The following is a 21,660-nucleotide window of genomic DNA, read 5'->3' on the forward strand; positions in this document are numbered from 1 at the left end:
GAGCCAGGGGACGACGCAGCGCCGCACCTTCCCGAGGGCACGCGCGACACGCCGCGGCGGCGTTCGCCGAGCACGTGCGGGAGCCCGGACTGTCCTGCCCCGTGGTGGACGGGGGGTGCGGCACGGGACACGCGACCGCGGAGCGCGCACCCGCAGCTGCTGCCGGCGGGCGCTGTGGTGCTGGTGGCGTTCCAGGCCGTGGACGGCGGCCGGCCGGTGGTCTTCTTCGACCATGCGGTGGCGCCCGACTGGCGCTGGCACCCGGACGTGATGGCGGGCCGCCTCTACCGCGCTGGGTTCACGGAGCGGTGGCGCGCAGTGAACCGCCCGGATGCCGAGCACCGTTTCCCAGAGTGTCACCTGCTGACGGTCAAGGAGACGGCCGAGGTACCGTCGGTCCCGGTGGACCGGGGCTGCTCGGCGGGCAGCTGCTGAGCCGACCCGGCGGCCGGGCGGGAGGCCGTGCGAAAGCCGCGGGGTGCCGGGCGGAACGTGCGGGGCACCGCACGACAAGACGGACGATCGGTGGAAGAGGCGGCGGGGAGTGGCAAGGCCAAGGAATGGGGGGTGCTGATGGAGCTGGGCCTGGTCGTGGTGGGCTTCCCGCTGTCGGTGCTGGCTCCCCAGGTGCTGTGACAGGTGTTCGGGGAGCACCAGGCCGTGGGGGCGGTCAGGCTCCTCGCGCAGTTCCTCGGGGTCTGCATGGTCGTCGTGGGGCTCATGCTGGTGGACACGCTGCTGGACGCCCTGTTCTTCGCCCTGACCCGGAGCCGGGTGGCCACCCAGATCTGCTCGGCGGCCGTGTTCGTCGCGGTGGTCGCGGCACTGTTCTCCGTGTGGGTGTCCTGGTCCCTGGGGCTCGTGCTGACGAGCGTGGTGTCCGCTCTGGTGGTGCTGCTCTTCTCGAAGCTCGCCACTGAGCGGTACGCCGCTCTGCTGGGGCGGGACGGTTGAGCGAGGAAGTGTCCAGCAGGGTGGCGCGGTTCGCGGGACCTCACCGTCGTGTGCCGCACCGGCGGACGAGGATGCCTGGCCCCGCGGTCCAGACCGTTCCGTCGGATGCGCCGGCCCCGTAGTGTCGTCGTGCGCTGTCGCGGGCCCCGGTGGGCGTGCGTAGACATTACTCCCGAGTCCATCTGCCCCAATGAGCCGGTGCATATCGCTGTGATGCGGCCTACAGTGATGGCGTAGCCCACATGAGAAGCGCACATGCGAATGCGCCACGAAGGAGTCAGCCATGAAGGTTTTCGGTCACACAGAACCCGGTGCCCCGGCGGAGGAGATCGAGCTGGAGAAGCCCCAGCTCACGGGTTCCGAGGTGCTGGTCCGCGTCACGAACTCGGGGGTGTGCCACTCGGACGTCCACTGTCAGGACGGGTACTTCGACCTGGGCAGCGCGGGGCGTCGCGAGCTGACCGCCTCGGGCGCGCAGTACCCGGTGGTGCTGGGCCACGAGATCGTGGGAGAGGTGGTGGAGGTGGGCCCGCAGGCCACGGTGCAGCCGGGGGACACCAAGTACATCGTCTACCCCTGGGTCGGGTGCGGTGAGTGCCAGGCCTGCCAGGAGGACCGCGAGAACTACTGCAGCGGCGCCAAGCGCAACCTCTCGGTGGCGCTCAACGGCGGCTACGCGGAGGAGGTCCTGGTTCCAGGGGACCGCTACCTGGTGCCGCTGGGCGACATCGACCCTTCCTTCGGTGCCACGCTGGCCTGCTCCGGGCTGACGTCCTACTCGGCCATCCAGAAGATCATGCCGGTCCCCGCGGACAAGCCGGTTGCGGTCATCGGCGCCGGTGGCGTGGGGCTCATGACCATTGCGCTGCTGAAGGCCCTGGGTCACGAGAACATCGTGGCGGTGGACATGAGCGAGAAGGCACTGGAGAACGCCACCGCAATGGGTGCCACGGCCACCGTGGTAGCGGGTGGTGAGGCCCCCCACCAGGACATCGTGGCGGCCGGCGGGGAGAAGATCGCCGCGGCCATCGACCTGGTCAACAACGGGGACACCTCCAGCGCCGCCCTGTTCGCCATGGCCAATGGCGGCACCCTGGTGAGCGTGGGGCTGTTCGGCGGCCAGTTCACGTTCCCCACCGCGCTCGTGGCGTTCAACCTGCTGAACATTCGCGGCAACTTCGTGGGCAGCCTGCCCGAGCTCAAGGAGCTCGTGAAGCTCGCCCAGGACACGGATCTGCCCAAGCCGCCCATCACGGAGCTCCCGCTCACCGCACAGGAGGTCAACTCCGCGCTGGACGGCCTGCGCAACCGCACGTTCAACGGCCGCGCGGTGCTCGTAGCGGGCTGATCCGCACCGGGCCCCGTGCCCACCGTGCACGACGACGCCGTCGCCACCCCGATCTCTGCGGGCGGCGACGGCGTTCGCGCACCCGGGCGAGGAACGGACACTCGCGCCCGCCCCGGGTGGGCGGCACCGAGGGGACGGACGACGCCGCACCCGGCCCCGCGGCGTCGTCGTCCGGGGCGCGTCAGAGCAGGCCGGAAGTAAGGCGGCAGACGTTCTCCACGAACTTGCGCCCCAGCGAGCGCTTCTCCCAGGCCTCGAGGTCCAACAGGGTGGAGTTGGCGCGGAACTGCTCCACCACGTCCTCCATCCGGGTGCGGAACGGCTCGTCCACGATCAACACGGAGACCTCCAGGTCCAGCGCGAAGGAACGCTCGTCCATGTTGGACGAGCCGATCACGGAGACGATGTCGTCCACGAGCACGAACTTGGCGTGCAGCACGGTGGGGGAGCTGTACCGGTAGATCTCCACCCCGGCGCGCGCGAGTTCGGAGTAGTACGAGTTCTGGGCGTGCTGCGCGAGGAACTGGTCCGAGGTCTCACCCACGAACAACTGCACCCGTACGCCCGCCTGGGCCTCCGTGGTGATGGCGTGGAGCAGGGACTCGTCCGGGACGAAGTACGGGCTGGAGATCACTACGCGGTGATTGGCGTTGTAGATCAGGTGGTTGAACAGGCGCAGGTTGTTCTCGGTCTCGAACCCGGGCCCGGACGGCACCACCTGGGCGTACATGGGCCCTGCCGTGTGCTCGAGCGCGGCGGGGGTCTCGTCCAGCAGGAGGTCGTCGGTCTCCGAGTACCAGTCCGAGACGAACACCGCGTTCAGCTCGGTGACCACGGATCCCGTGGCCCGGACCATGAGGTCCTTCCACTCGAGGCCCTTGCGCAGGTTCTTCTTCTTGTTGTACGAGCGGTGGATGATGTTCTGTGAGCCCGTGTAGGCCACCTGGCCGTCCACCACCAGGATCTTGCGGTGGTTGCGCAGGTCCGGGCGCTGCCACTCGCCGCGCCACGGGCGGATGGGAAGCATCCGCCGCCACGGCACCCCGGAGCGGTTGAACTGGCGGACCAGTTCCGCGTACCCCGGGTAGCCCAGGGACCCCACGTGGTCGATCAGGATCCGCACGCGCACCCCGCGCTCGTGGGCGCGGATCAGGGCGTCCAGCAGATCGCGGGAGATCCGGTCCACGGCCACGATGTAGAACTCGAAGTGCACGTAGTCCGTGGCGCGGTCCACGTCCCGGGCCATCCGCGCCATGGAATCGTGGTTGTCGGTGAGGATCTCGAAGTCGTTACCACCCACCATGGGCAGGGCGCCCAGGTTCTGATTCAGCTCCGCGGTGGTGCGCACCCATTCCGGGTACACGGCGAGCTCGGGCCCCAGGGGGAAGTGCTCGGGGGTGTTCTCCTGGATCACGTGGTTCATCCGGGCCTGCTTGGCCATGCGCTTGCGCGGCAACCGGGTGGAACCGATCACCACGAACAACAGGAGCCCCGCGTACGGCATCAGGAAGATGGCGAGCAACCACGCGAGCGCCACGGACGGACGGCGCTGATGGGGGATCCAGCCCAGGGCCAGGATCTTCAGGAGCAGGTCCAGGACCGCCAGGATGATGAGGATCCACTCCGGCAGGGTGTCCGCGGGGAGCAGGTTGAAGGGTATCCAGGGGTACATCCGTGACCGTTCGTCAGGGGCGTCGCAGGTAGTAGGTGTCCTCCGAGCCCTCGGAGGGTCGTTTCACGAACCCACAGCGCACGAGCACCCGGCGTGCCGGTTCGTGGTCGGTCGGGACGGAGCCGTGCACCGCACGGATTCCGGGGTCCTCGAATGCGCGGTCCACGAGCGCGCGCAAGGCCTCGGTGGCCAGCCCCTGGTTCTGGTGCTCCGGGACGATGGACCCCTTGATCTCCAGTTCGTGGTCCATGGCGGGTCCCGCAAACCCCGCGGCGCCGATGATCTGCCCCGAGCTGAGCCGGATCACGGCGAGCAGGGCGCAGTCGCTCTCCGTGAAGAAGTGCTCACCGGCCTCGATCGCCTCCCGGGCCCAGTCCTCGTTCTCGGGGGTGGGGAAACCCGGCGCGAACTGGGGCAGTCGTGAGCCCCCGGCCACGGCCTCGAGTTCGTCCGGTGTGAACGCGCGCAGCTCCAACCGCTGCGTGCGCAACGGCTGCGGCGGAACCGGCCGCGGCATGTCGTCCAACATGGCTCCCTCCGAGGGTTCTCGTGCTGTGGTCCCGGCCCGTCAGCCGAAGTGACGGGGCAGGGTTGATGCGTGGGCGGTCTTCAGCTCGTCCAGCGCCACCGTGAACTCGCCCTGGAAGTCCAGGGTCCCGGCCTCGGTGTCCACCACGCCGATCCGCGCGAACGGGTAGCGGCGCACGGTGCACATGTCCTGGAAGCGCACCTCCTCCGAGCGCGGCACGGCCACGACGGCGCGGCCCTGCGTCTCGGAGAACAACAGCGTGAACAGGTCCACGCCGTCCCGCTCGGCGACCTCACCGAGGCCGATCCGGGCGCCCACGCCGAAGCGCAACGCCATCTCGGCGAGCGTGGCCCCGAGGCCGCCCTCCGCGACGTCGTGCGCGGCGTCGATCATCCCGTCCCGGGACATGTTGATGAGCATGTCACCCAGGACGCGCTCGCGGGCCAGGTCCACGCGCGGGGGCAACCCACCCAGGTGGCCGCGCACGCGCGCCCACTCGGAGCCGTCCAGCTCGTCCGCGGTCTCGCCGAGCAGGTAGATCGCCTGGCCATCCTCACTCCAGCCCGAGGGCGTGCGGCGCGTGACGTCGTCGAACACGCCCATCATGGCGATCACCGGGGTGGGGTTGATGGCCACGCCGCCGGTCTGGTTGTAGAGGGAGACGTTACCGCCGGTCACGGGCACACCCACGGTCTGGCACCCGTCCGAGAGGCCGCGCACGGCCTCCGCGAACTGCCACATGATGTCCGGGTCCTCGGGGGAACCGAAGTTCAGGCAGTCGGACACGGCCACGGGGCGCGCGCCCGCGGTGGCCACGTTGCGGTACGCCTGGGCGAGCGCCAACTGGGCGCCCTGGTACGGGTCCAGGCGGGTGTAGCGGCCGTTCGAGTCCGTGGAAAGGGCCACCCCCAGGTTGGTGCGCTCGTCCACGCGGATCACGCCGGCGTCATCCGGCATGGCCATGGCGGTGTTGCCCTGAACGTAGCGGTCGTATTGGTCGGTGACCCAGTCCTTGGAGCACAGGTTCGGGGAGGCCATCAGTTCCACGAGCGCAGGGCCGAGCTCCGCGCCGGACGGGCGGGCGGCGTCCTCCGGGGAGCCCGTGAAGTGGGCTGCCTGCAGGGCGTCCTGGGATTCGGGGCGCGCGTAGGGGCGTTCGTACACGGGACCGTCGTGGGCCACGGTGCGGGGATCCACGTCCACGATGACCTCGCCCTGGTAGTCGATGACCAGGCGGCCGGTGTCCGTGACCTCGCCGATCCACGAGTACTCCACGTCCCACTTGGCCATCACGGCCTCGAAGCCCGCGACCTTCTCGGGGGTGACCACGGCCATCATGCGTTCCTGCGACTCGGACATCAGGATCTCGCCCGGGGTCAGGGACGGATCGCGCAGCAGGACCTCGGTGAGGTCCACGCGCATGCCGCCGTCACCGTTGGACGCGAGCTCGGACGTGGCACACGAGATGCCCGCCGCACCGAGGTCCTGGATGCCCTCCACGAGCGAGCCCTTGAACAGTTCCAGGCAGCACTCGATGAGCACCTTCTCCGCGAAGGGGTCACCCACCTGCACCGCGGGGCGTTTGGAGGGCTTGGAGTCGTCGAAGGACTCGGACGCGAGCACCGAGGCGCCGCCGATCCCGTCCCCGCCGGTGCGCGCGCCGAAGAGCACCACCTTGTTGCCCGTCCCGGACGCGTTCGCCAAGCGGATGTCCTCGTGGCGCATCACGCCCACGGCGAGCGCGTTGACCAGGGGGTTGCCCTGGTAGCACGGGTCGAACTCCACCTCTCCGCCGATGTTCGGCAACCCCAGCGAATTGCCGTAGCCGCCCACGCCGGCCACGATCCCGTGCACCACACGCTGGGTGTCCGGGTGGTCGATCGCGCCGAAACGCAACGGGTCCATCACGGCCACCGGGCGGGCACCCATGGAGATGATGTCCCGCACGATCCCGCCCACGCCCGTGGCCGCACCCTGATAGGGCTCCACGTAGGACGGGTGATTATGGGACTCGATCTTGAAGGTCACGGCCCAACCGTCCCCGATGTCCGTGACGCCGGCGTTCTCACCGATGCCCACCATGAGGTTCTTGCGCATCTCGTCCGTGACCTTGTCCCCGAACTGGCGCAGGTGCACCTTGGAGGACTTGTACGAGCAGTGCTCAGACCACATCACGGAGTACATGGCCAGTTCCGCCGCGGTGGGGCGGCGGCCCAGGATCTCCTTGATGCGCTCGAACTCGGTCTCGTTCAGCCCCAGTTCCGCCCAGGGCAGCTCGGTGTCCGGGGTGGAGGCGGCGTGCTCCACGGTGTCCAGGTTGAAGTGGGTTTCGCTCATGACGACTACTAGATCCCTTTGCGAACGATGGGGCGTGCGGTGCCGGGCGGGCGCTCACGCGGAGGCATGGTGTGGGCCGGGTGCGGTTCCCCGAACTGGCCCGATGACGAACGGATGGGACGCCGCGGTCCTCGCTGCGGGCGAGCGCGGCGTGGACGGGTCAGCGCAATAGGTGTTCCAGGGCGGAGACGAAGACGTCCAGCCCGTCTGTTCCCTGGCGCATCTGGACCGGACCGGAGCCGGAAAGATCGGCGCCGAAGCCCGGTTCCACGGCGTGCTCGGGGTGGGGCATGAGTCCCACCACGTTGCCCCGCGCGTTGGTGATCCCGGCGATGTCGTTGCGGGAACCGTTGGGGTTGCCGCCCGCGTAGCGGAAGACCACCCGGTGCTCGGCCTCTAACTCGTCCAGGGTGCGCTGATCCGCGACGTACTGCCCGTCCTGGTTCTTCAGCGGCACCACGATGGTCTGGCCCTGCTCGAATCGCCCGGTCCACGCAGTGTCCGTGTTCTCCACGCGCAGCGCCTGGTCCCGACAGATGAACTTGAGCTGTTCGTTCTTGATCATGGACCCCGGCAGCAGGTGGGCCTCGGTGAGTACCTGAAAACCGTTGCAGATCCCCAGCACCGGCATGCCCTCCCGGGCATTGGCAGCGTCCACGATCCTGTCCATGAGGGGGGCGAAGCGGGCGATCGCACCGGCGCGCAGGTAGTCCCCGTAGGAGAAGCCACCGGGCAGGATCACGGCGTCCACACCGTTGAGGTCCTTGTCTGCGTACCACAGCGGCACCGCGGTGCCGCCGGCGATCTCGACGGCGCGAGCGGCGTCGCGGTCGTCGAGCGTGCCCGGGAAGGTCACGACACCCACCCGCACGTCCGCGAGTCGAGAATCGGTGGCGGGTTCGGAGAGGTCCGCCACGAGGGACGTCTGCTCGGCCGTGAGGTTCTGGGCCACGCTCAGTCCTCCTCGGGGGCCACGGAGACGTTCACGACGTCCTCGATCACCGGGTTGGACAGTAGCTTCTCCGCGGCTTCGCGGGCCTGGGCGAGCACCTGCTCGTCCGCTTCGCCCTCGACCGTGAGTTCGAACCGGCGGCCCTGGCGCACCTCCGTGAAACCGCTGAGCCCGATCCGGGGCAACTCATTCGCGATCGCCTTGCCCTGCGGGTCAAGGATTTCCGGTTTGGGCATGACGTCAACGACGATACGGGCCATTTCCACTACTCCTGCGCTTACGGGCCAATCCTCGCCCATCCTATCGGCCCGCGGGTGGGCCGCGGGCAGACGGCAGAGCTGCCGTGCGCGGCCCGCAGGGGATGTTTCCGGACACGGGCGTCCCCTACGATGGAAAGTGTGCTGAGCGTCGGCCCGCCCGGGAGTCCTCCCGGTCACCGGGTCGGCGAAGCGCGAGAGCTCGCCCGGACCCGCTCCACCAGAGAGGACACTGTCATGGGATTCCCTGAACAACAGCAAGAGGCCCCCGGACTGCAGGCCGAGATGAACCCTGTCCCCGATTGCGGTGAGGACAGCTACCGCGGATCGGGCAAGCTCGAGGGCAAGGCCGCGGTCGTCACCGGTGGTGACTCCGGGATCGGCCGAGCGGTGGCTATCGCCTACGCCCGCGAGGGCGCGGACGTGCTGATCACCTACCTGCCCGAGGAGGAACGGGACGCCCGCGACGTCGCCCGCTACATCGAGGAGGCGGGACGCAAGGCCGTCCTGGTCCCCGGGGACCTGTCCGAAGCGGCGCACTGTCGTGCCGTGATCGCGAAGGCCGTGGAGGAGTTCGGCAAGGTGGACGTGCTCGTGAGCAACGCCGCCTACCAGATGACGCGCGAGAGCCTCGAGGAGATCCCCGACGAGGAGTGGGAGCACACCTTCAAGCTCAACGTGGGGGCGTACTTCTACCTGGCCAAGGCCGCCGTGCCGCACATGGCGCCGGGATCGGCGATCATCGGCAGTTCGTCGGTCAATTCGGACATGCCGGTCCCCACCCTGGCGCCGTACGCGGCGACCAAGGCGGCGATCGCCAACTTCTCGGCGAGTCTCGCGCAGTTGCTCGGGGAGCGCGGGATCCGCGTCAATAGCGTGGCCCCCGGGCCCGTCTGGACACCGTTGATCCCTTCGACCATCCCCGCGGAGCAGCTCGAGAGTTTCGGGGACGCGGAGCCCCTCGGGCGCGCCGGCCAGCCCGCAGAACTGGCCCCGGTGTACGTGTTGCTCGCGTCCGACGACGGCAGTTACGTCTCCGGGGCGAGGATCGCCGTCACTGGCGGCAGCCCGATCCTGTGACCCGGCCGCGCTGACGTCACCGAGTCCTCCGGAGGGCGGGTCGTGCCGTTCCTGCGGCGCGATCCGCCGTCCTCCCGTCCCGCCTCACGAGAGAAACGAGCCCCGTGAACGCAACCCCCGACCGCGCCGAGCTCCTGAACAAGGTGTCCCGGCGCCGGGACGGCTACGTGGACCTGCGTTCCTACGCAGCCCTGGGTAACGGGCGCACCGTGGCGCTGGTGGCCCAGGACGGATCCGTGGACTGGTACCCCGTCCCGGACCTGGACTCCGCGCCGCCGTTCGCCAAGCTGCTCGACGCCGAGCACGGCGGGTGTATCGAGCTGCGCCCGGAGGAGGAGTTCGAGGTCACCCGGGAGTACGTCCCCGGGACCAACATCCTGACCACCACGTTCTCCACGGCCTCGGGGACCGTGCGGGTCACCGATTCCCTCAACATGGGGTCCACGGGGCAATTGCCGTGGAACGAACTGGCCCGCTCGGTGGACGGTGTGACCGGGAACGTGGCCATGGTGTGGCGGGTGGCCCCGGGCACCATGTTCAACACCGTCTCCCCGTGGGTCGAGATGATCGCGGGGGAGCCCGTGCTGCGCACGAACCGGGTGGGCATGGGGGTCCGCACCGACGATGCGGGGGAACCGCAGGTGGGGACCCAGCAGATCTCCGGGCGGTTCACCACGCGCCCCGATTCCGAGCACCTGCTCGCGGTGGTCGCCACGCACGATGAGCCCTTGCGCCTGCCCTCGCCCCGTGAGATCCGCAAGAACGTGGCCATGACCCGGGACACGTGGCGCCGATGGCGTGATCTGCTCGACTATGACGGTCCCTACCGCGCGGAGGTCGAACGCAGCGCCCTCGCGCTCAAACTGCTCAGCCACAGCCCGTCGGGGTCCGTGGCGGCCGCGGCGACCACGTCCCTTCCCGAGAACAGGGAGGGCACCAAGAACTTCGATTATCGCTTCGCGTGGATCCGTGACGCCACCTACACCCTGCACTCGCTGTTGCGACTGGGGGAGCAGGAGGACGTGCACGCGCAGGTGTCCACGATCCTGCGCCGGGCCCGGGCACAGACCCCCGACCTGCACGTCCTTAACCGCTTCGACGGCGAGGTCCCCGCCTCCGAGATGACCGAGTACGACGCCCCCGGGTGGCGGGGGATCGGCCCCGTGGTCTCGGGCAACGACGCCGCGGACCAGTTGCAGTTGGGCGTGTACGGGGACGTCTTCGACATCGCGCACCTCTACGTGGGCGGCGGCAACGTGTTGGACACCGCCACCGCCCGGATGTTCGCCGACCTCGCGGACGCGGTGTGCGACCTGTGGCGCCGCCCCGACTCCGGGATGTGGGAACTGCCTGAGCACCGGCACTACACGAGCTCCAAGCTGGGGTGCTGGCACGGCCTGGACCGGGCCGTGAAACTGGCGGAGGCCGGTCACATCCCCGGGTGCGTGGATCGGTGGCGCTCGGAACGGGAACGGATCCGGGAGTGGATCGAGACCGAGGGCTGGAGCGAGGAACGGGGCGCGTACGTCTGGTACCCGGGAACCGACGAGCTGGACGTGTCCGTGTTGCTGCACGCGATGACCGGGTTCGATCGTGGTCCCCGCATGTCCTCGACCATCGACGCCGTTCGGGAGGAGCTGGGCCGCGGTCCGCTCATGTACCGCTACAGCGGCATGGAGAAGGAGGAGGGAGCGTTCGTGGCGTGCTCGTTCTGGACCGTGGCGGCGCTGGCCACGGTGGGCCGTCGTGAGGAGGCCGTGGACCTCATGGACGAGATGCTCCCTCTCGCCAATGACGTGGGGTTGTTCACCGAGATGATCGACCCCGAGGACAACTCGTTTCTGGGCAACTTTCCGCAGGCCCTCAGCCACCTGGCCCTGCTCAACGCCGCCGTGGCACTCGAGCAGGCGGCGCTCGAGTAGGACGCGCTGCAGCAGGAGACGACGAACGCCGAGGTCCGCTCAGTCGAAGCGCGCCACCACCCAGCCGTCCACCACATCCACGGCGGCCGCGGGGAGGTCCTTGGCCGGGTCGTGCGGCAGCTGCCGACCGGCGGCCATGGCCAGTCGCGAGCCCAGGAACCGGCCGTCCGGGCCGAACACCCAGTAGTGGTTGGGACACTCGAAGCTCTCGGCGCGCCCCGCGGCCTCCCGGCACACCGTGGCCTGCTGGTGTGGGCACGTGTTGGACAGCACGTGCAGCGCCCCGTCTGCATCCCGGGTCACGAGCACCGGGCCCGCGCTCGAGCGGGCGGTCACGAAGTCGAGGGGTTCCGCCACCGCGGAGACCACGGTGATCCGTTCCCATCCGTGGGCGGTTTCCCCGGGCCTCATGAACGGTCTCCGCGGGTCCGAGCGGTTCGGCCCTGCATGACGACGCCGCTCGCGCCGTTCCGTCCGACTGCTCCGGTCCGCGCCATAGCGCCGATGTGCCCGCCCGCTCCGGACTGCCTCGTCGCGCCATCATGCCCGGCCGCGCGGACGGGCACCGCGGCGTCGTCCGAACGGCGTGACCGGGGCGCGGAGCCGGTGGAATCGAGCGGCGCGGACGCGGCGTCGTCGACCCCGTCCAGGAGCCGCTCGACGGTCGCCGCCAAGCGCTCTCGCAACCGATTACCCCGCTGCGCGAAGGCGCGCTGGCGCCGGACGTACTCGGCCTTGCCCTCGGGCGTCTCGATCCGCACGGGCTCGTACCCCCATTCCGTGAGGTCGTAGGGGGAGGCCTCCATGTCGGTCACGCGCACGTCCCACGCGAGGTCGAAGCAGTCCGCGAGCAGGTCCGAATCCACCGCGGGCAACAACTTGTAGGCCCACTTGTACAGGTCCATGCTCGCGTGCAGGCACCCCGGCTGTTCCATGCGGCGCTGTGACTCGCGCGTGGGCTGCAGCTCGTTGCGTTCCACGGCCTGGGGCTGGAAGAAACGGAACGCGTCGAAGTGCGAGCAGCGGATCCGGTGGGCCTCCACCACGTCGTCCGTCCCGGACGCCCCCAAGCGCAACGGCGCGTCCTCGTGGCGCACACCGTTGCTCTGCGCGCGGTAGGCCATGGCCCACTCATGCAGCCCGAAGCAGTCGAACGTCCCGCTCCTGGCCAGGGTGTTCGCGAGGATCTCGCGCGTGAACCGCACCGCGGTGCCCCGCTCGGCCACGAATTCCTCCACCGCGACGACGACGCCGCTCACGCCCTCCCCCGCGCCCGCCGCCTCGAGCTCCGCGGTCGTCGCGGGACGGTAGTGCTTCCAGCCCTCGCGCTCCGAGGCATCCAAGAGGATGACGCCGGGCCCAGGGTGCCACCGCGTGAACTGGGCCGGGGACAGCGTGTAGTACGTGAACAGGAAGTCCTCCACGGGATGCTTTTCCCCGCGGGACCGCCGGTCCAGGAACGGCCGGGTGTGGGGCGCCACCCGCTCCGCGTGCGCGTGCGCCCGGCGTGACCACTCCTCCCGGGTCAGCGCCTCATGCACTCTCGGCGTCCTGGGTGTTGTCGATCAACCGCTGCATCCCGCGGTTCAGCAACCGGACCTGTTGAGGGGACAACCGCAACCGGCGCATCATCTCCGGTTGCACGGCCTGCGCCCCGTCCTGCAGACGCGCGCCCTCCTCCGTGAGAGTCACGGCAAGGGCCCGCTCGTTGTGCGGATCGCGTTCCCGCGTGAGGTAACCGCGGGCCTCCAAGCGTTTGAGCAGGGGCGAGAGCGTTGCCGAATCTTGCATGAGCTGCTCGCCCAGGTCCTTCACCGTGCGCGGGTTGGCATCCCACAGCGCGAGCATCACGAGGTACTGGGGCAGCGTCAGTCCCAGAGGCTCCAGCACGGGGCGGTAGCTGTGCGCGACCCTGCGTGACGCCACGGACAGCGAGAAGCACAGCTGGTCCGCCAGGGACAGCGGATCCTCGACGGCGGATTCGTCCGAACCACCCAGGAAGTCGATGATCTCGGCGAGCCGGGGATCCTCGGACGGGTCCGAATCAGAACTCATGGATGAAGCCGGGGTCAGCGTCCCGTACCCCCGTACACCGTGGCGGTCTCGTCCGAGTCCAGACCGAACACCGTGTGCACGGCCCGGACGGCCTCGTCGAGCTTGGCGATGGACGTGATGATCGAGATCCGGACCTCGGACGTGGAGATCATGTCCACGTTGATGTCGTTCTCCGCGAGCGCCTCGAAGAACGTGAACGCCACGCCGGTGTTGGTCTTCATACCGGCGCCCACGAGGGAGAGCTTGCCCACCTCGTCGTCGTAGTCCAGGCTCGCATAGCCGATCTTCTCTTCGGCGGCACGCAGCAGGTTCATGGCCAGGTCACCCTGGGACTCGGCCAGGGTGAAGGACACATCGGTGAGCGGGTTCTCGCCGGTGGAGACGTTCTGGACGATCATGTCCACGTCCACCTTGGAGTCGGCCAGTAACCGGAAGATCCGCGCGGCGATCCCGGGGCGGTCGGGGACCCCCACGATGGTGATCTTGGCCTGGCTGCGATCATGAGCGATACCGGCGATCAGCGGCTGTTCCAAGGGGATCTCCTTCTGCGGCGTGAGGTTCTCGTGCGGGCTGGGGATGACCATGGTGCCCTCGTTGTGACTGAAAGACGAACGGACGTGCAACGGCACGTTGAAGCGGCGGGCGTACTCCACGCAGCGCAGGTGCAGGATCTTGGCGCCGTTGGCGGCGAGCTCGAGCATCTCCTCGGAGGAGACCCGGTCCAGTTTCTGGGCGGTGGGGACGATGCGGGGGTCCGCGGTGTAGACGCCGTCCACGTCCGAGTAGATCTCACACACGTCCGCGTCCAGGGCGGCGGCGAGCGCCACGGCGGTGGTGTCCGAACCGCCGCGGCCCAGCGTGGTGATGTCCTTGGATGAGCGGTTGACGCCCTGGAACCCGGCAATGATCGCGACGTTGCCGTGGTCGAGCGCCTCACGCACTCGGAGGGGGCTGACCTCCACGAGCTTGGCCGCACCGTGGGCGCCGTCCGTGATCATTCCGGCCTGGGATCCGGTGAAGGACTGCGCGGGGACGCCGAGGTCGGAGATGGCCATGGCCAACAGGGCCATGGAGATGCGTTCCCCGGAGGTCAACAGCATGTCCAACTCGCGAGCCGGTGGTTTGCGGGCCACCTCACCGGCGAGGTCCAGGAGGTCGTCCGTGGTGTCACCCATCGCGGAGACGACCACGACCACCTGGTGGCCGGCGTTCCTGGTCTCGGCTACTCGCCGGGCGACCCGGCGGACACCGTCGGCATCGGCGACCGATGAACCGCCGAACTTCTGGACAATGAGGCTCATACATTCCTCTCACAGGCAGGCACCCGGCCCGAACGCACGGGCGGTCTCGCGGGATCAGTGATCCATGCTATCCGCTCACCCGCAGCCGCGCGGAGTCGAGCGGGCATTCGTGGACACAAAGAGGGACGCGAATGTTACGGGCCTCAGCGGGCCTCGGAGACCACCGTGCGTCCCTCGAAGGCCCTGCCCAGCGTGACTTCGTCGGCGTATTCGAGGTCACCGCCCACGGGCAGCCCCGAGGCCAGCCGGGTGACCCGGATACCCAGCGTTTTCAACATCCTGGTGAGGTACGTGGAGGTGGCCTCGCCCTCCAGATTGGGGTCCATGGCCAGCACGATCTCCTGAACTGTCTCGTCCGACAACCGGGTCATCAGCTCGCGGATGCGCAGCTGATCCGGTCCCACACCCTGCAGCGGCGAGATCGCGCCGCCCAGCACGTGGTACAACCCCCGGTAGCTGCGGGTGCGTTCGATGGCCATGACGTCCTTAGACTCCTCCACCACGCAGATCACGCTGCGGTCCCGGCGGGCGTCCCGGCAGATCGCACACTCCTCCTGCTCTGTGACGTTGCCGCAGATCACGCAGAACGACACCGAGGTCTTCACCGTGGTGATGGCCTCCACGAGCTGCTGGACCTCGTCCTTGTCCGCGTCCAACAGGTGGAAGGCGATGCGCTGCGCGGACTTGGGGCCGATACCCGGCAACCTCCCCAGCTCATCGATGAGGTCCTGGACCGGTCCTTCGTACACCGCGCTCCTTCATTGTCGTGTTCGTGAACAGCCGGGCGATGGGCCCGGTCACTGATCCGTTCCGTGGGCGTGCTCGTCGATGAGCATGCCGCCCAGGATGCGCTCGATGGCCGCCCGCCCGTACAGGGACGAGTCCTCGAGGGATTCGTCGTCCGCGCCCGGGACGAAGTTCTCGTCCTCCATGCCGGGGCTGCGCGAGGTCGGGGGCGCGATGTCGGTGGAGCGCCGTTCCGCCGCGGCAATCGCTTCCGCGTGGCGCTCTCGCCAGCTCGGGCGGTTCCCGCCGGGGCGGGTGTCGCCGTTCTCGCGAGGGACGACGCCGCCGGGGCGGGTGTTCCCGCGCCCGTCGTGGTCGGGACCGGGACCCGCCGGGTTGTCGCCGCCGGGGCCGTTCCCGCCCTGGGCCCTACGATCCCTCGCGGGCGACGGCGCTCGGGGCACGGGTTCGTCGTACATGTCCGCCGGGGGGTCATCCTCCGGTGGGGGCAGCGGTTCCTCCGGGCTCCAGTACTCCGGGCCGCGATCTCGCGGCTGCGGGGCACGGAAGGAAGGGGCCCCCGATGCGGGGTCCTCGGGCACGGAGCCGTCGCGCACGGAACCATCCCGCATGGAACCGTCACGCATGGACAGATCGGGTCCGCCGGAAGCGGCCCCGGAATCGTGGGACTCGGATGCCGCGGAGTCATCGGAAGCGGGAACATCCGACCCGGGGCCATCCGACGCGGGGGCGCCAGGGGTCCACGAGGTCGCGCCGACGTCCGCGGAGTCACTGGCACCGCCCAAGCCCTCACGAGACGGAACCGAGGTGGAATCGCCGGTGCCAGCGCGGTCGTCCGCCGGGGAATCCGTCGCTCGGTGGGCATCGTCCCTGGAGGAGTCGCCCCCGAAGCTGTCGGACGTGTCCGGATTCTGGTCCGAATCATCACGCGTGGGCGCCGCATCGGCGGTGTTCGACGTGGAATCCCCGCCGCTCGGTGCGGCGAAACCCGGTTGGGGAATGGAGGCCACGGACCACGAGGTGACGGGTTCGTCGTCGTCCGGGGCGGATGCGGGCGCCGAGTGCGACGAGGAAGCGGGCACGGAGGACCGGTCAGTGCCGGACGTGGAACGAGAGGCGGAATCGGGCATGGACCGCGACTCGCGTTCCGGTGTCGGTTCGCGGTCGGGCGCGGGAGGATTGCCCCGACGACGATTGACCCCGAAGCCCTCAGACTCGCGGAAATAGTCCGGTTGGTCGGAGGATCCGGCCTGGCCCGAGGCGTTCAGCCTGGCGTCCCGCCCGGTGGGTCCGTCGCCGCGAGATGCACCGGTGTCTCGCCGTGAGCCGGATCCGTACTGTTGGCCGTGCTCCGAGGAGGAATCGTCGCGTTGATAACCCCGGTCCTGCTGCGATCCGCGATCCTGCCGGGATCCCTGAGCGTTCTGGGGCCCGCTGCCCCGGGGCGCGGGGCGATCTCCCCGGTAACCCTGTCCACCGCCGGCGTCCCGCCCGGGACCGGGCCCGGTGCCACGGCCCGCGTTCGACGGCGGACCACCCGCACCCGGGGTGTCCTGCCGGCCGCGCGTGTCACCGGGGCGCACTGCTTCCACTGCACAATCCAGCCCCACCACGCTCTGGATGGCATTACGGACGTCCGCCTCGAAGCGGGGGAAGTTCAGGAGGTCGCCGTCGTTCTCGAACGCGATCCGCAGAGTGCGGTTCTCGAACGAGATGGGCGTTCCTCGCACGGTGATGGCCCAGGCCACGCGGCGGATCTCCGCGAGCGCGGACACGATCTCGGGCCACGAGGAACGCAGCAGTTCCAGTTCACCGCTGGTGACGTCGCTCGGGGCGGCCTGCTCCTCGGACGCCTGCGGGGCTTGCGGCTGGTGGTCATCGTGTAGCGCGACGTCACGGCGAGGCTCCCCCTGCGCGTACTGGCGGGATGCGTCGTCGTCAGGCCGCTGGGACCCGTACTGGTTCGACGTCTCCCGTTGCTGCATGCGTGCCGAGACCTCGGCTCCCGCGTCCTGTGACGCGGGGGAGCGGGTGTCGGTCGTGCCGTCCGCGGGCGGGTGCTGGGCGTCGGGGCCGCGCTCGCCTTCCGGAACGGGATCCGCAGCGGCGGGGTGGCTGCTGCCCTCGGGCTGTTCGGACTCGTCCTGCGGGTCCGTGGGTTCCTGGACGTCCGGGGTCTCCTCCGCGGGACGGCCCGTTGCGGAATCGTCCGCGCCGTCCGCGGCGGACCCGTCCGGGCGCACGGGCTGCGACGGGTCAACGGAGTCCGTTGCGGCGTCGTCGAGCGCGGGGGGCATCGGGGAAGGTACCCCGGCGGATTCCGGTGCGGGGGCGTCGTGCGACGCGGGTGCCGGCGCGGCGGTGCCGGATTGTTCCGGAGATCTGGGCTCCTGGCTTCCGCGTGCGGTCGGTTCCACCGCGGGGGACGACGACGCGGCGTCGTGCGCCGTCGTACGAATTCCGGTGCCCCGAGGAATGCTCAGGCGGCGTTCCAAACGGTCCACCCGGGACGTGATGCCGCGCGTTGTGTGGTCCGCCGAGGGCAGTAGGATGCGGGCGCACAGCAGTTCCAGGTGCAACTGCGGGGAGGTGGCCCCGGTCATCTCGTTGAGGGCCTCGTTGGTGATGTCCGCGGAGCGGGAGAGCTCGGCCGCGCCCAGCTGGGTGGCCTGGTTCCGCAACCGGTTGATCTGGTCCGTGGGCATCCCGTGCAGGATGTTCGCGGCGGAATCGGGGACCGCGTTGACCACCACCAGGTCGCGGAAGCGTTCGAGCAGGTCCTCCACGAAACGGCGGGGGTCCTGCCCGGTTTGGATGACGCGGTCCACGGACGCGAAGACCGTGGCGGCGTCGCCGGCGGCGAAGGCGTCCACGACGTCGTCGAGCAGGGCCGCGTGCGTGTAGCCCAGCAGGGCGACCGCGAGATCGTAGGTGATGCCGCCGTCGTCGGAGCCGGCCATGAGCTGATCCAGGACGGAGAGCGAATCACGCACCGAGCCGCCGCCGGCGCGCACCACGAGGGACAGGACGCCCGGTTCGGTGGTGACGCCCTCCTCCTGGCACAGCTGCTCGAGGTAGCGCATGAGCGGTTCCGGGGGAACGAGGCGGAAGGGGTAGTGGTGCGTGCGCGAGCGGATGGTGGTGAGCACCTTGGAGGGCTCGGTGGTGGCGAAGATGAACTTCACGTGCTCCGGCGGTTCCTCCACGATCTTCAGCAGGGCGTTGAAGCCCTCCCGCGTGACCATGTGGGCCTCGTCGATGATGAAGATCTTGTAGCGGTCCCGGACGGGGGCGAACGTGGCGCGTTCCCGCAGGTCACGGGCATGGTCCACGCCGCCGTGGGAGGCCGCGTCCATCTCGATGACGTCCAGTGAGCCGGCACCGTCCCGGGCCAGATCCTGGCAGGACTCGCAGTGACCGCACGGTGTGGCCGTGGGCCCTTCCGCGCAGTTGAGGCAGCGGGCCAGGATGCGCGCGGACGTGGTCTTACCGCAGCCGCGCGGACCGGAGAAGAGATAGGCGTGATTGACCCTATTCTTGCGCAGCGCGGTCATCAGGGGCTCGGTCACGTGTTCCTGACCGATGACATCCTGAAAGGTCTCCGGGCGATAGCGGCGGTACAGGGCGGTAGTCACGTATGAAACCTTAGCCGGGGACCCGGACGCGCACAGCGCGCTCGCGGGGGTGGGGAGCCGGGTACGAGAAGACCCCCCGTGCACCCGCCAGAGCCCATATACCCTTGCTACCTTCCGGTCCTGGGGGAGTTTTACGAGATGGCGCCACACGAGGGGCTGCTCCATACTTTAGCTCAAGCCGGCGAGGAGTTCGAACCGGGCGGTGACGTCGAGGATCGCGCGATGAAGTGGGCCCGATGCAGTGCGTGGCCGGCCGTGACCGATTCCCCGGCCAACTGGCGTCAGAACAGTTGCGCGGCGCGGGTGCGTTGACGACGTCGCTCGGCCTGGCATTTCCGGGCGGCTACCTTCCCGATTCGCGCCCGCCCGCCCAGTTCCGTTATGCTGATGGCCGCACGTTGCCCACGGATGTGATGCACGTGCGTGCCTGGAGGATTCGCCTAGCGGCCTATGGCGCACGCCTGGAACGCGTGTTGGGTTAACGCCCTCGGGGGTTCAAATCCCCCATCCTCCGCTCACTGTAAAAGGGCCTCTGACTAGGGAAAACACCCGGTCAGGGGCTCTTTTTCTACCCCCTGTGACTCCATTTTGACTCCATAGCTCCCGTTCGATGCCCCCGATCGAAGGACGCCGATGCACCCGCTGCTCTCTGACTCCCAGACGTGGATCGACAACTTCTGGCTCCCTCTCCTCGTCCTTGGGGTGGCCGGGGTCGTCGGGTGGTGGTTCAAGGCCAGGGGACAGCGGCGGTACGAGGCCGATGCTGGCGGGCGGCTCCTGGTGTCCCGCGCCTTCACTGCCACCGCAACCCAGATGGGGGCACTGCGGCTCTACACGCCCGGGAAAGCCTCGATGGACGGAGACGTGCTCGTGGATCGGATCGCTGAGTGCCTAGGGCTGCTTCACGGCATCGCCTTCGGTGAGGCGGCGAAGACAGCGCGGAATGCGGGTGACGCGCGGTTCAACCGTTTCGAGACCAACGTCGTGAGCTTCACGGTCGGGAACATTCAGGGGTTCGTTGATGCATACCTGCACTTCCAGGACGTACACAACGCGGACCCGTCTGCGCCGCTTCCCACCGAGGCACTCGACCTCCGCCGCTGGGAACGGAGTTACCGGAGCGCCAGTAAGGTACTGGACCCCAATAAGTTCACACCGCTCGGGTACGCGTGGCTCGGAAACCGAGCATGCGTACTCGTGCAGGAGATGGGGGAGGCCATGGGGCACCAACCGGTGCGGAAGACAGGACCCATCCGGCGACTCCTTTGGCTCCGCAACCTCTGATCTCTCCGGAGACTTGACCGCTACGGGGATCGCTAGTTACGCCTGTCCTGGGACGCAGAACTGCTCTTAGTCTCGGGTGAGGAGGTGCGGCTTGTTTGCTCGTTGCGACTGAGGGGTGTACCCGATCGCCCCGACTGAACGACCCGCTTGAACGGCGCAGCACGTTTGGCAGAAACCACACCGTTCCGGGACTTAAGGCCATAGCTACTGTTCATCTTCGGTTCCTCCCTGGAAGCAATTCTATCGGCTCTCGTCTTCGCGGCCCTCGACGACACGGGAAGCAAGCCCCGCTATGGCTGCGTAAATCATGACTGCATCGGCGTCGTTCTTGGTCAAGCTGCGTGCATCCGGGACGTCATAGGTCAGCATGCCGTAGATGTCGGAGTTTACGACGATGGGACACGAGACGAAAGCCTTATAACCCGAGGCAGTGCCCTCCCAACCTTTCGGAAGCTCCTCCGGGTCGTCAACATCGTTGCAGATGAACGGTGAGCCGTTCTTGAGGAACTGCCACACGCCTTGACCACGAGGCGTCTCAGGATCAAAGCTGCGTGCGTGGTCGTGCCGCCCTTTGCAGGTTGCTGGTGTCAGCGTCCCGTCCTCCTTCGGAAGATACAGTGTTGCGCGTCCCTGCTCATGGTGAGCTCTTAGCACCTTGAGAAGTTCAACAGTGATCTGCTTGTGCGTGGGTAGGAGTTGATGCCCTCGAGCTTCGGAGTCTTGCCGCGTGAGGTGTGCCAGATCGTCAAGAAGTCCACCCGTGCTGGTGCTCAATTCGCCCACTAGCGTGGCCTGGGTGTTGAGGCGTGCTCGGTACTCCTCCTCCAATTGTGCTCGCTGGGCACTTTCCTGTTCTGTTTTCTGCTTTGTTTCTCGGTACTCGTGCTTCCGGCGCACCCAGAGGCACCAAATCCCAGCTACGAACATGAGGGCAAAGGCGATCGTCGACCACGGATGTTCCAAAGGGTTACCTATAAGACCAATACCAAGTGTCGCTAGCGCCGGCAGTGCCACGGTGCCCGTCTCTAGCCAGCGCATTTTGTTTTTCATCACGCTACCTACTCCGTAACCGGGCTACGGTTAGCCCAGCCGGCTTGCGAGGGCGCGCACGAGATCGAGGAGCGCCTGTACTGACTCGTCGTCCTGCAAGGATTGAGCTTTGAGTTTGATCGGCTGCCGACCGCCATCTCGATTGAGAGTGACATTGACCTTTTCCACGCCACCTGGAATACGAACACTCGGCGGGGTCCTAGTCATCTTGACGTCAAGGTCCACGAGGCTGAGTGGCTCTATTCTCACAGCGCGCGAATCCGCCGAACCGTAACCTGTGCTGAACATTGTGTTGCCTGCGAGGACATGTAATTCTCCTGCTTCTTTATTCCATGCGTCGCTCGTCACACTTGCCCACGTGTAGTCGGGCTGTTGATCGTCAAGGACGATCACTAGTTGCTCCAGGGCGGGGGCGAGCCGTGGGTTCTCACCGAGTTCATGCAGGTTGTAGTAGTCGCGGCTAAGCAGGCTCAAGATTGTTTGTTCGCGGCTCTGAGGTTCAAGGCTCATGGCGGTCTCCTTGGGGTGGGAGAAGAA

Annotated in this window: 18 protein-coding genes, 1 tRNA gene, 1 other RNA gene and 1 pseudogene; 7 read left to right on the forward strand and 14 right to left on the reverse strand. The window is 68.3% G+C overall.

Annotated features, from left to right (window positions below):
• Positions 1–183 precede the first annotated feature (183 nt).
• From J1M36_RS12280 to J1M36_RS12290, 3 genes are all read left to right on the forward strand, one after another.
• Positions 184–435: a hypothetical protein gene (locus J1M36_RS12280; RefSeq protein ID WP_156523412.1), complete on the forward strand. Its 252-nt coding sequence runs from the start codon at positions 184–186 to the stop codon at positions 433–435.
• A gap of 204 nt (positions 436–639) precedes the next feature.
• The gene (locus tag J1M36_RS12285) at positions 640–954 is read left to right on the forward strand and encodes a hypothetical protein (RefSeq protein WP_231885569.1); all 315 of its coding nucleotides are present in this window, start codon (positions 640–642) and stop codon (positions 952–954) included.
• Between the two features lie 283 nt (positions 955–1,237).
• Positions 1,238–2,302, forward strand: coding sequence for an alcohol dehydrogenase (locus J1M36_RS12290; RefSeq protein ID WP_064846531.1), 1,065 nt, complete (start codon positions 1,238–1,240; stop codon positions 2,300–2,302).
• Between the two features lie 181 nt (positions 2,303–2,483).
• Here the strand turns inward: J1M36_RS12290 and cls are convergent, their stop codons facing one another.
• The 5 genes from cls to purS all read right to left on the reverse strand — a co-directional run bounded on the left by cls (position 2,484) and on the right by purS (position 8,052).
• Complete coding sequence (cls, locus tag J1M36_RS12295) at positions 2,484–3,974, reverse strand: cardiolipin synthase (RefSeq protein WP_206479974.1); 1,491 nt, start codon at positions 3,972–3,974, stop codon at positions 2,484–2,486.
• Positions 3,975–3,987: 13 nt separating this feature from the next.
• Complete coding sequence (locus J1M36_RS12300; protein ID WP_206479976.1) at positions 3,988–4,503, reverse strand: GNAT family N-acetyltransferase; 516 nt, start codon at positions 4,501–4,503, stop codon at positions 3,988–3,990.
• Positions 4,504–4,542: 39 nt separating this feature from the next.
• Positions 4,543–6,840, reverse strand: coding sequence for a phosphoribosylformylglycinamidine synthase subunit PurL (gene purL / locus J1M36_RS12305; protein ID WP_206398698.1), 2,298 nt, complete (start codon positions 6,838–6,840; stop codon positions 4,543–4,545).
• Between the two features lie 160 nt (positions 6,841–7,000).
• Positions 7,001–7,792, reverse strand: a complete 792-nt coding sequence (gene purQ / locus J1M36_RS12310; protein WP_206479977.1) for a phosphoribosylformylglycinamidine synthase subunit PurQ — start codon at positions 7,790–7,792, stop codon at positions 7,001–7,003.
• Between the two features lie 2 nt (positions 7,793–7,794).
• Positions 7,795–8,052 carry a phosphoribosylformylglycinamidine synthase subunit PurS gene (gene purS, locus J1M36_RS12315; protein WP_035960791.1) on the reverse strand — a complete coding sequence of 86 codons (258 nt, stop codon included), beginning with the start codon at positions 8,050–8,052 and terminating at the stop codon, positions 7,795–7,797.
• A gap of 234 nt (positions 8,053–8,286) precedes the next feature.
• Here purS and J1M36_RS12320 point away from each other — a divergent pair, with 234 nt between their 5' ends.
• Both J1M36_RS12320 and J1M36_RS12325 read left to right on the forward strand, forming a co-directional pair.
• Entirely contained in the window at positions 8,287–9,129 is an 843-nt protein-coding gene (locus tag J1M36_RS12320; RefSeq protein ID WP_064846535.1) for an SDR family oxidoreductase, read from the forward strand.
• A 104-nt stretch (positions 9,130–9,233) separates the two neighbouring features.
• Entirely contained in the window at positions 9,234–11,051 is a 1,818-nt protein-coding gene (locus tag J1M36_RS12325; protein WP_342358351.1) for a glycoside hydrolase family 15 protein, read from the forward strand.
• A 39-nt stretch (positions 11,052–11,090) separates the two neighbouring features.
• Here the strand turns inward: J1M36_RS12325 and J1M36_RS12330 are convergent, their stop codons facing one another.
• The 7 genes and pseudogenes from J1M36_RS12330 to ffs all read right to left on the reverse strand — a co-directional run bounded on the left by J1M36_RS12330 (position 11,091) and on the right by ffs (position 18,950).
• On the reverse strand, positions 11,091–11,462 hold the full coding sequence (locus J1M36_RS12330) for a Rieske 2Fe-2S domain-containing protein (protein WP_085107873.1): 372 nt from the start codon (positions 11,460–11,462) through the stop codon (positions 11,091–11,093).
• A 233-nt stretch (positions 11,463–11,695) separates the two neighbouring features.
• Positions 11,696–12,592: pseudogene (locus J1M36_RS12335) on the reverse strand (3-methyladenine DNA glycosylase); the annotation flags it as partial.
• Positions 12,585–13,106: a MarR family winged helix-turn-helix transcriptional regulator gene (locus tag J1M36_RS12340; protein WP_082943329.1), complete on the reverse strand. Its 522-nt coding sequence runs from the start codon at positions 13,104–13,106 to the stop codon at positions 12,585–12,587. The gene J1M36_RS12340 and the pseudogene J1M36_RS12335, both read right to left, overlap by 8 nt.
• 14 nt (positions 13,107–13,120) lie before the next feature.
• Positions 13,121–14,407, reverse strand: a complete 1,287-nt coding sequence (locus J1M36_RS12345) for an aspartate kinase (RefSeq protein ID WP_064846537.1) — start codon at positions 14,405–14,407, stop codon at positions 13,121–13,123.
• Between the two features lie 143 nt (positions 14,408–14,550).
• Positions 14,551–15,156, reverse strand: a complete 606-nt coding sequence (gene recR / locus J1M36_RS12350) for a recombination mediator RecR (protein ID WP_064846538.1) — start codon at positions 15,154–15,156, stop codon at positions 14,551–14,553.
• Positions 15,157–15,204: 48 nt separating this feature from the next.
• On the reverse strand, positions 15,205–18,789 hold the full coding sequence (locus J1M36_RS12355) for a DNA polymerase III subunit gamma and tau (protein WP_206479979.1): 3,585 nt from the start codon (positions 18,787–18,789) through the stop codon (positions 15,205–15,207).
• Between the two features lie 64 nt (positions 18,790–18,853).
• Positions 18,854–18,950: signal recognition particle sRNA small type (ffs, locus tag J1M36_RS12360), an RNA gene on the reverse strand.
• A gap of 268 nt (positions 18,951–19,218) precedes the next feature.
• Here ffs and J1M36_RS12365 point away from each other — a divergent pair.
• Both J1M36_RS12365 and J1M36_RS12370 read left to right on the forward strand, forming a co-directional pair.
• Positions 19,219–19,303 (forward strand) — tRNA-Ser (locus tag J1M36_RS12365).
• A gap of 119 nt (positions 19,304–19,422) precedes the next feature.
• Positions 19,423–20,073, forward strand: a complete 651-nt coding sequence (locus J1M36_RS12370; RefSeq protein ID WP_206479982.1) for a hypothetical protein — start codon at positions 19,423–19,425, stop codon at positions 20,071–20,073.
• 240 nt (positions 20,074–20,313) lie between these two features.
• On the opposite strand, the gene J1M36_RS12375 is transcribed toward J1M36_RS12370, so the two are convergent.
• Together J1M36_RS12375 and J1M36_RS12380 are read right to left on the reverse strand one after the other, a co-directional pair.
• Positions 20,314–21,123 (reverse strand): GAF domain-containing protein, encoded by an 810-nt coding sequence (locus tag J1M36_RS12375; RefSeq protein WP_241247213.1) that lies wholly within the window; start codon positions 21,121–21,123, stop codon positions 20,314–20,316.
• A gap of 30 nt (positions 21,124–21,153) precedes the next feature.
• On the reverse strand, positions 21,154–21,633 hold the full coding sequence (locus tag J1M36_RS12380) for a hypothetical protein (protein WP_206479986.1): 480 nt from the start codon (positions 21,631–21,633) through the stop codon (positions 21,154–21,156).
• Positions 21,634–21,660: the final 27 nt, after the last annotated feature.

The organism is Kocuria sp. KRD140 (assembly GCF_017168375.1).
In the GTDB taxonomy this organism is placed as follows: domain Bacteria; phylum Actinomycetota; class Actinomycetes; order Actinomycetales; family Micrococcaceae; genus Kocuria; species Kocuria marina.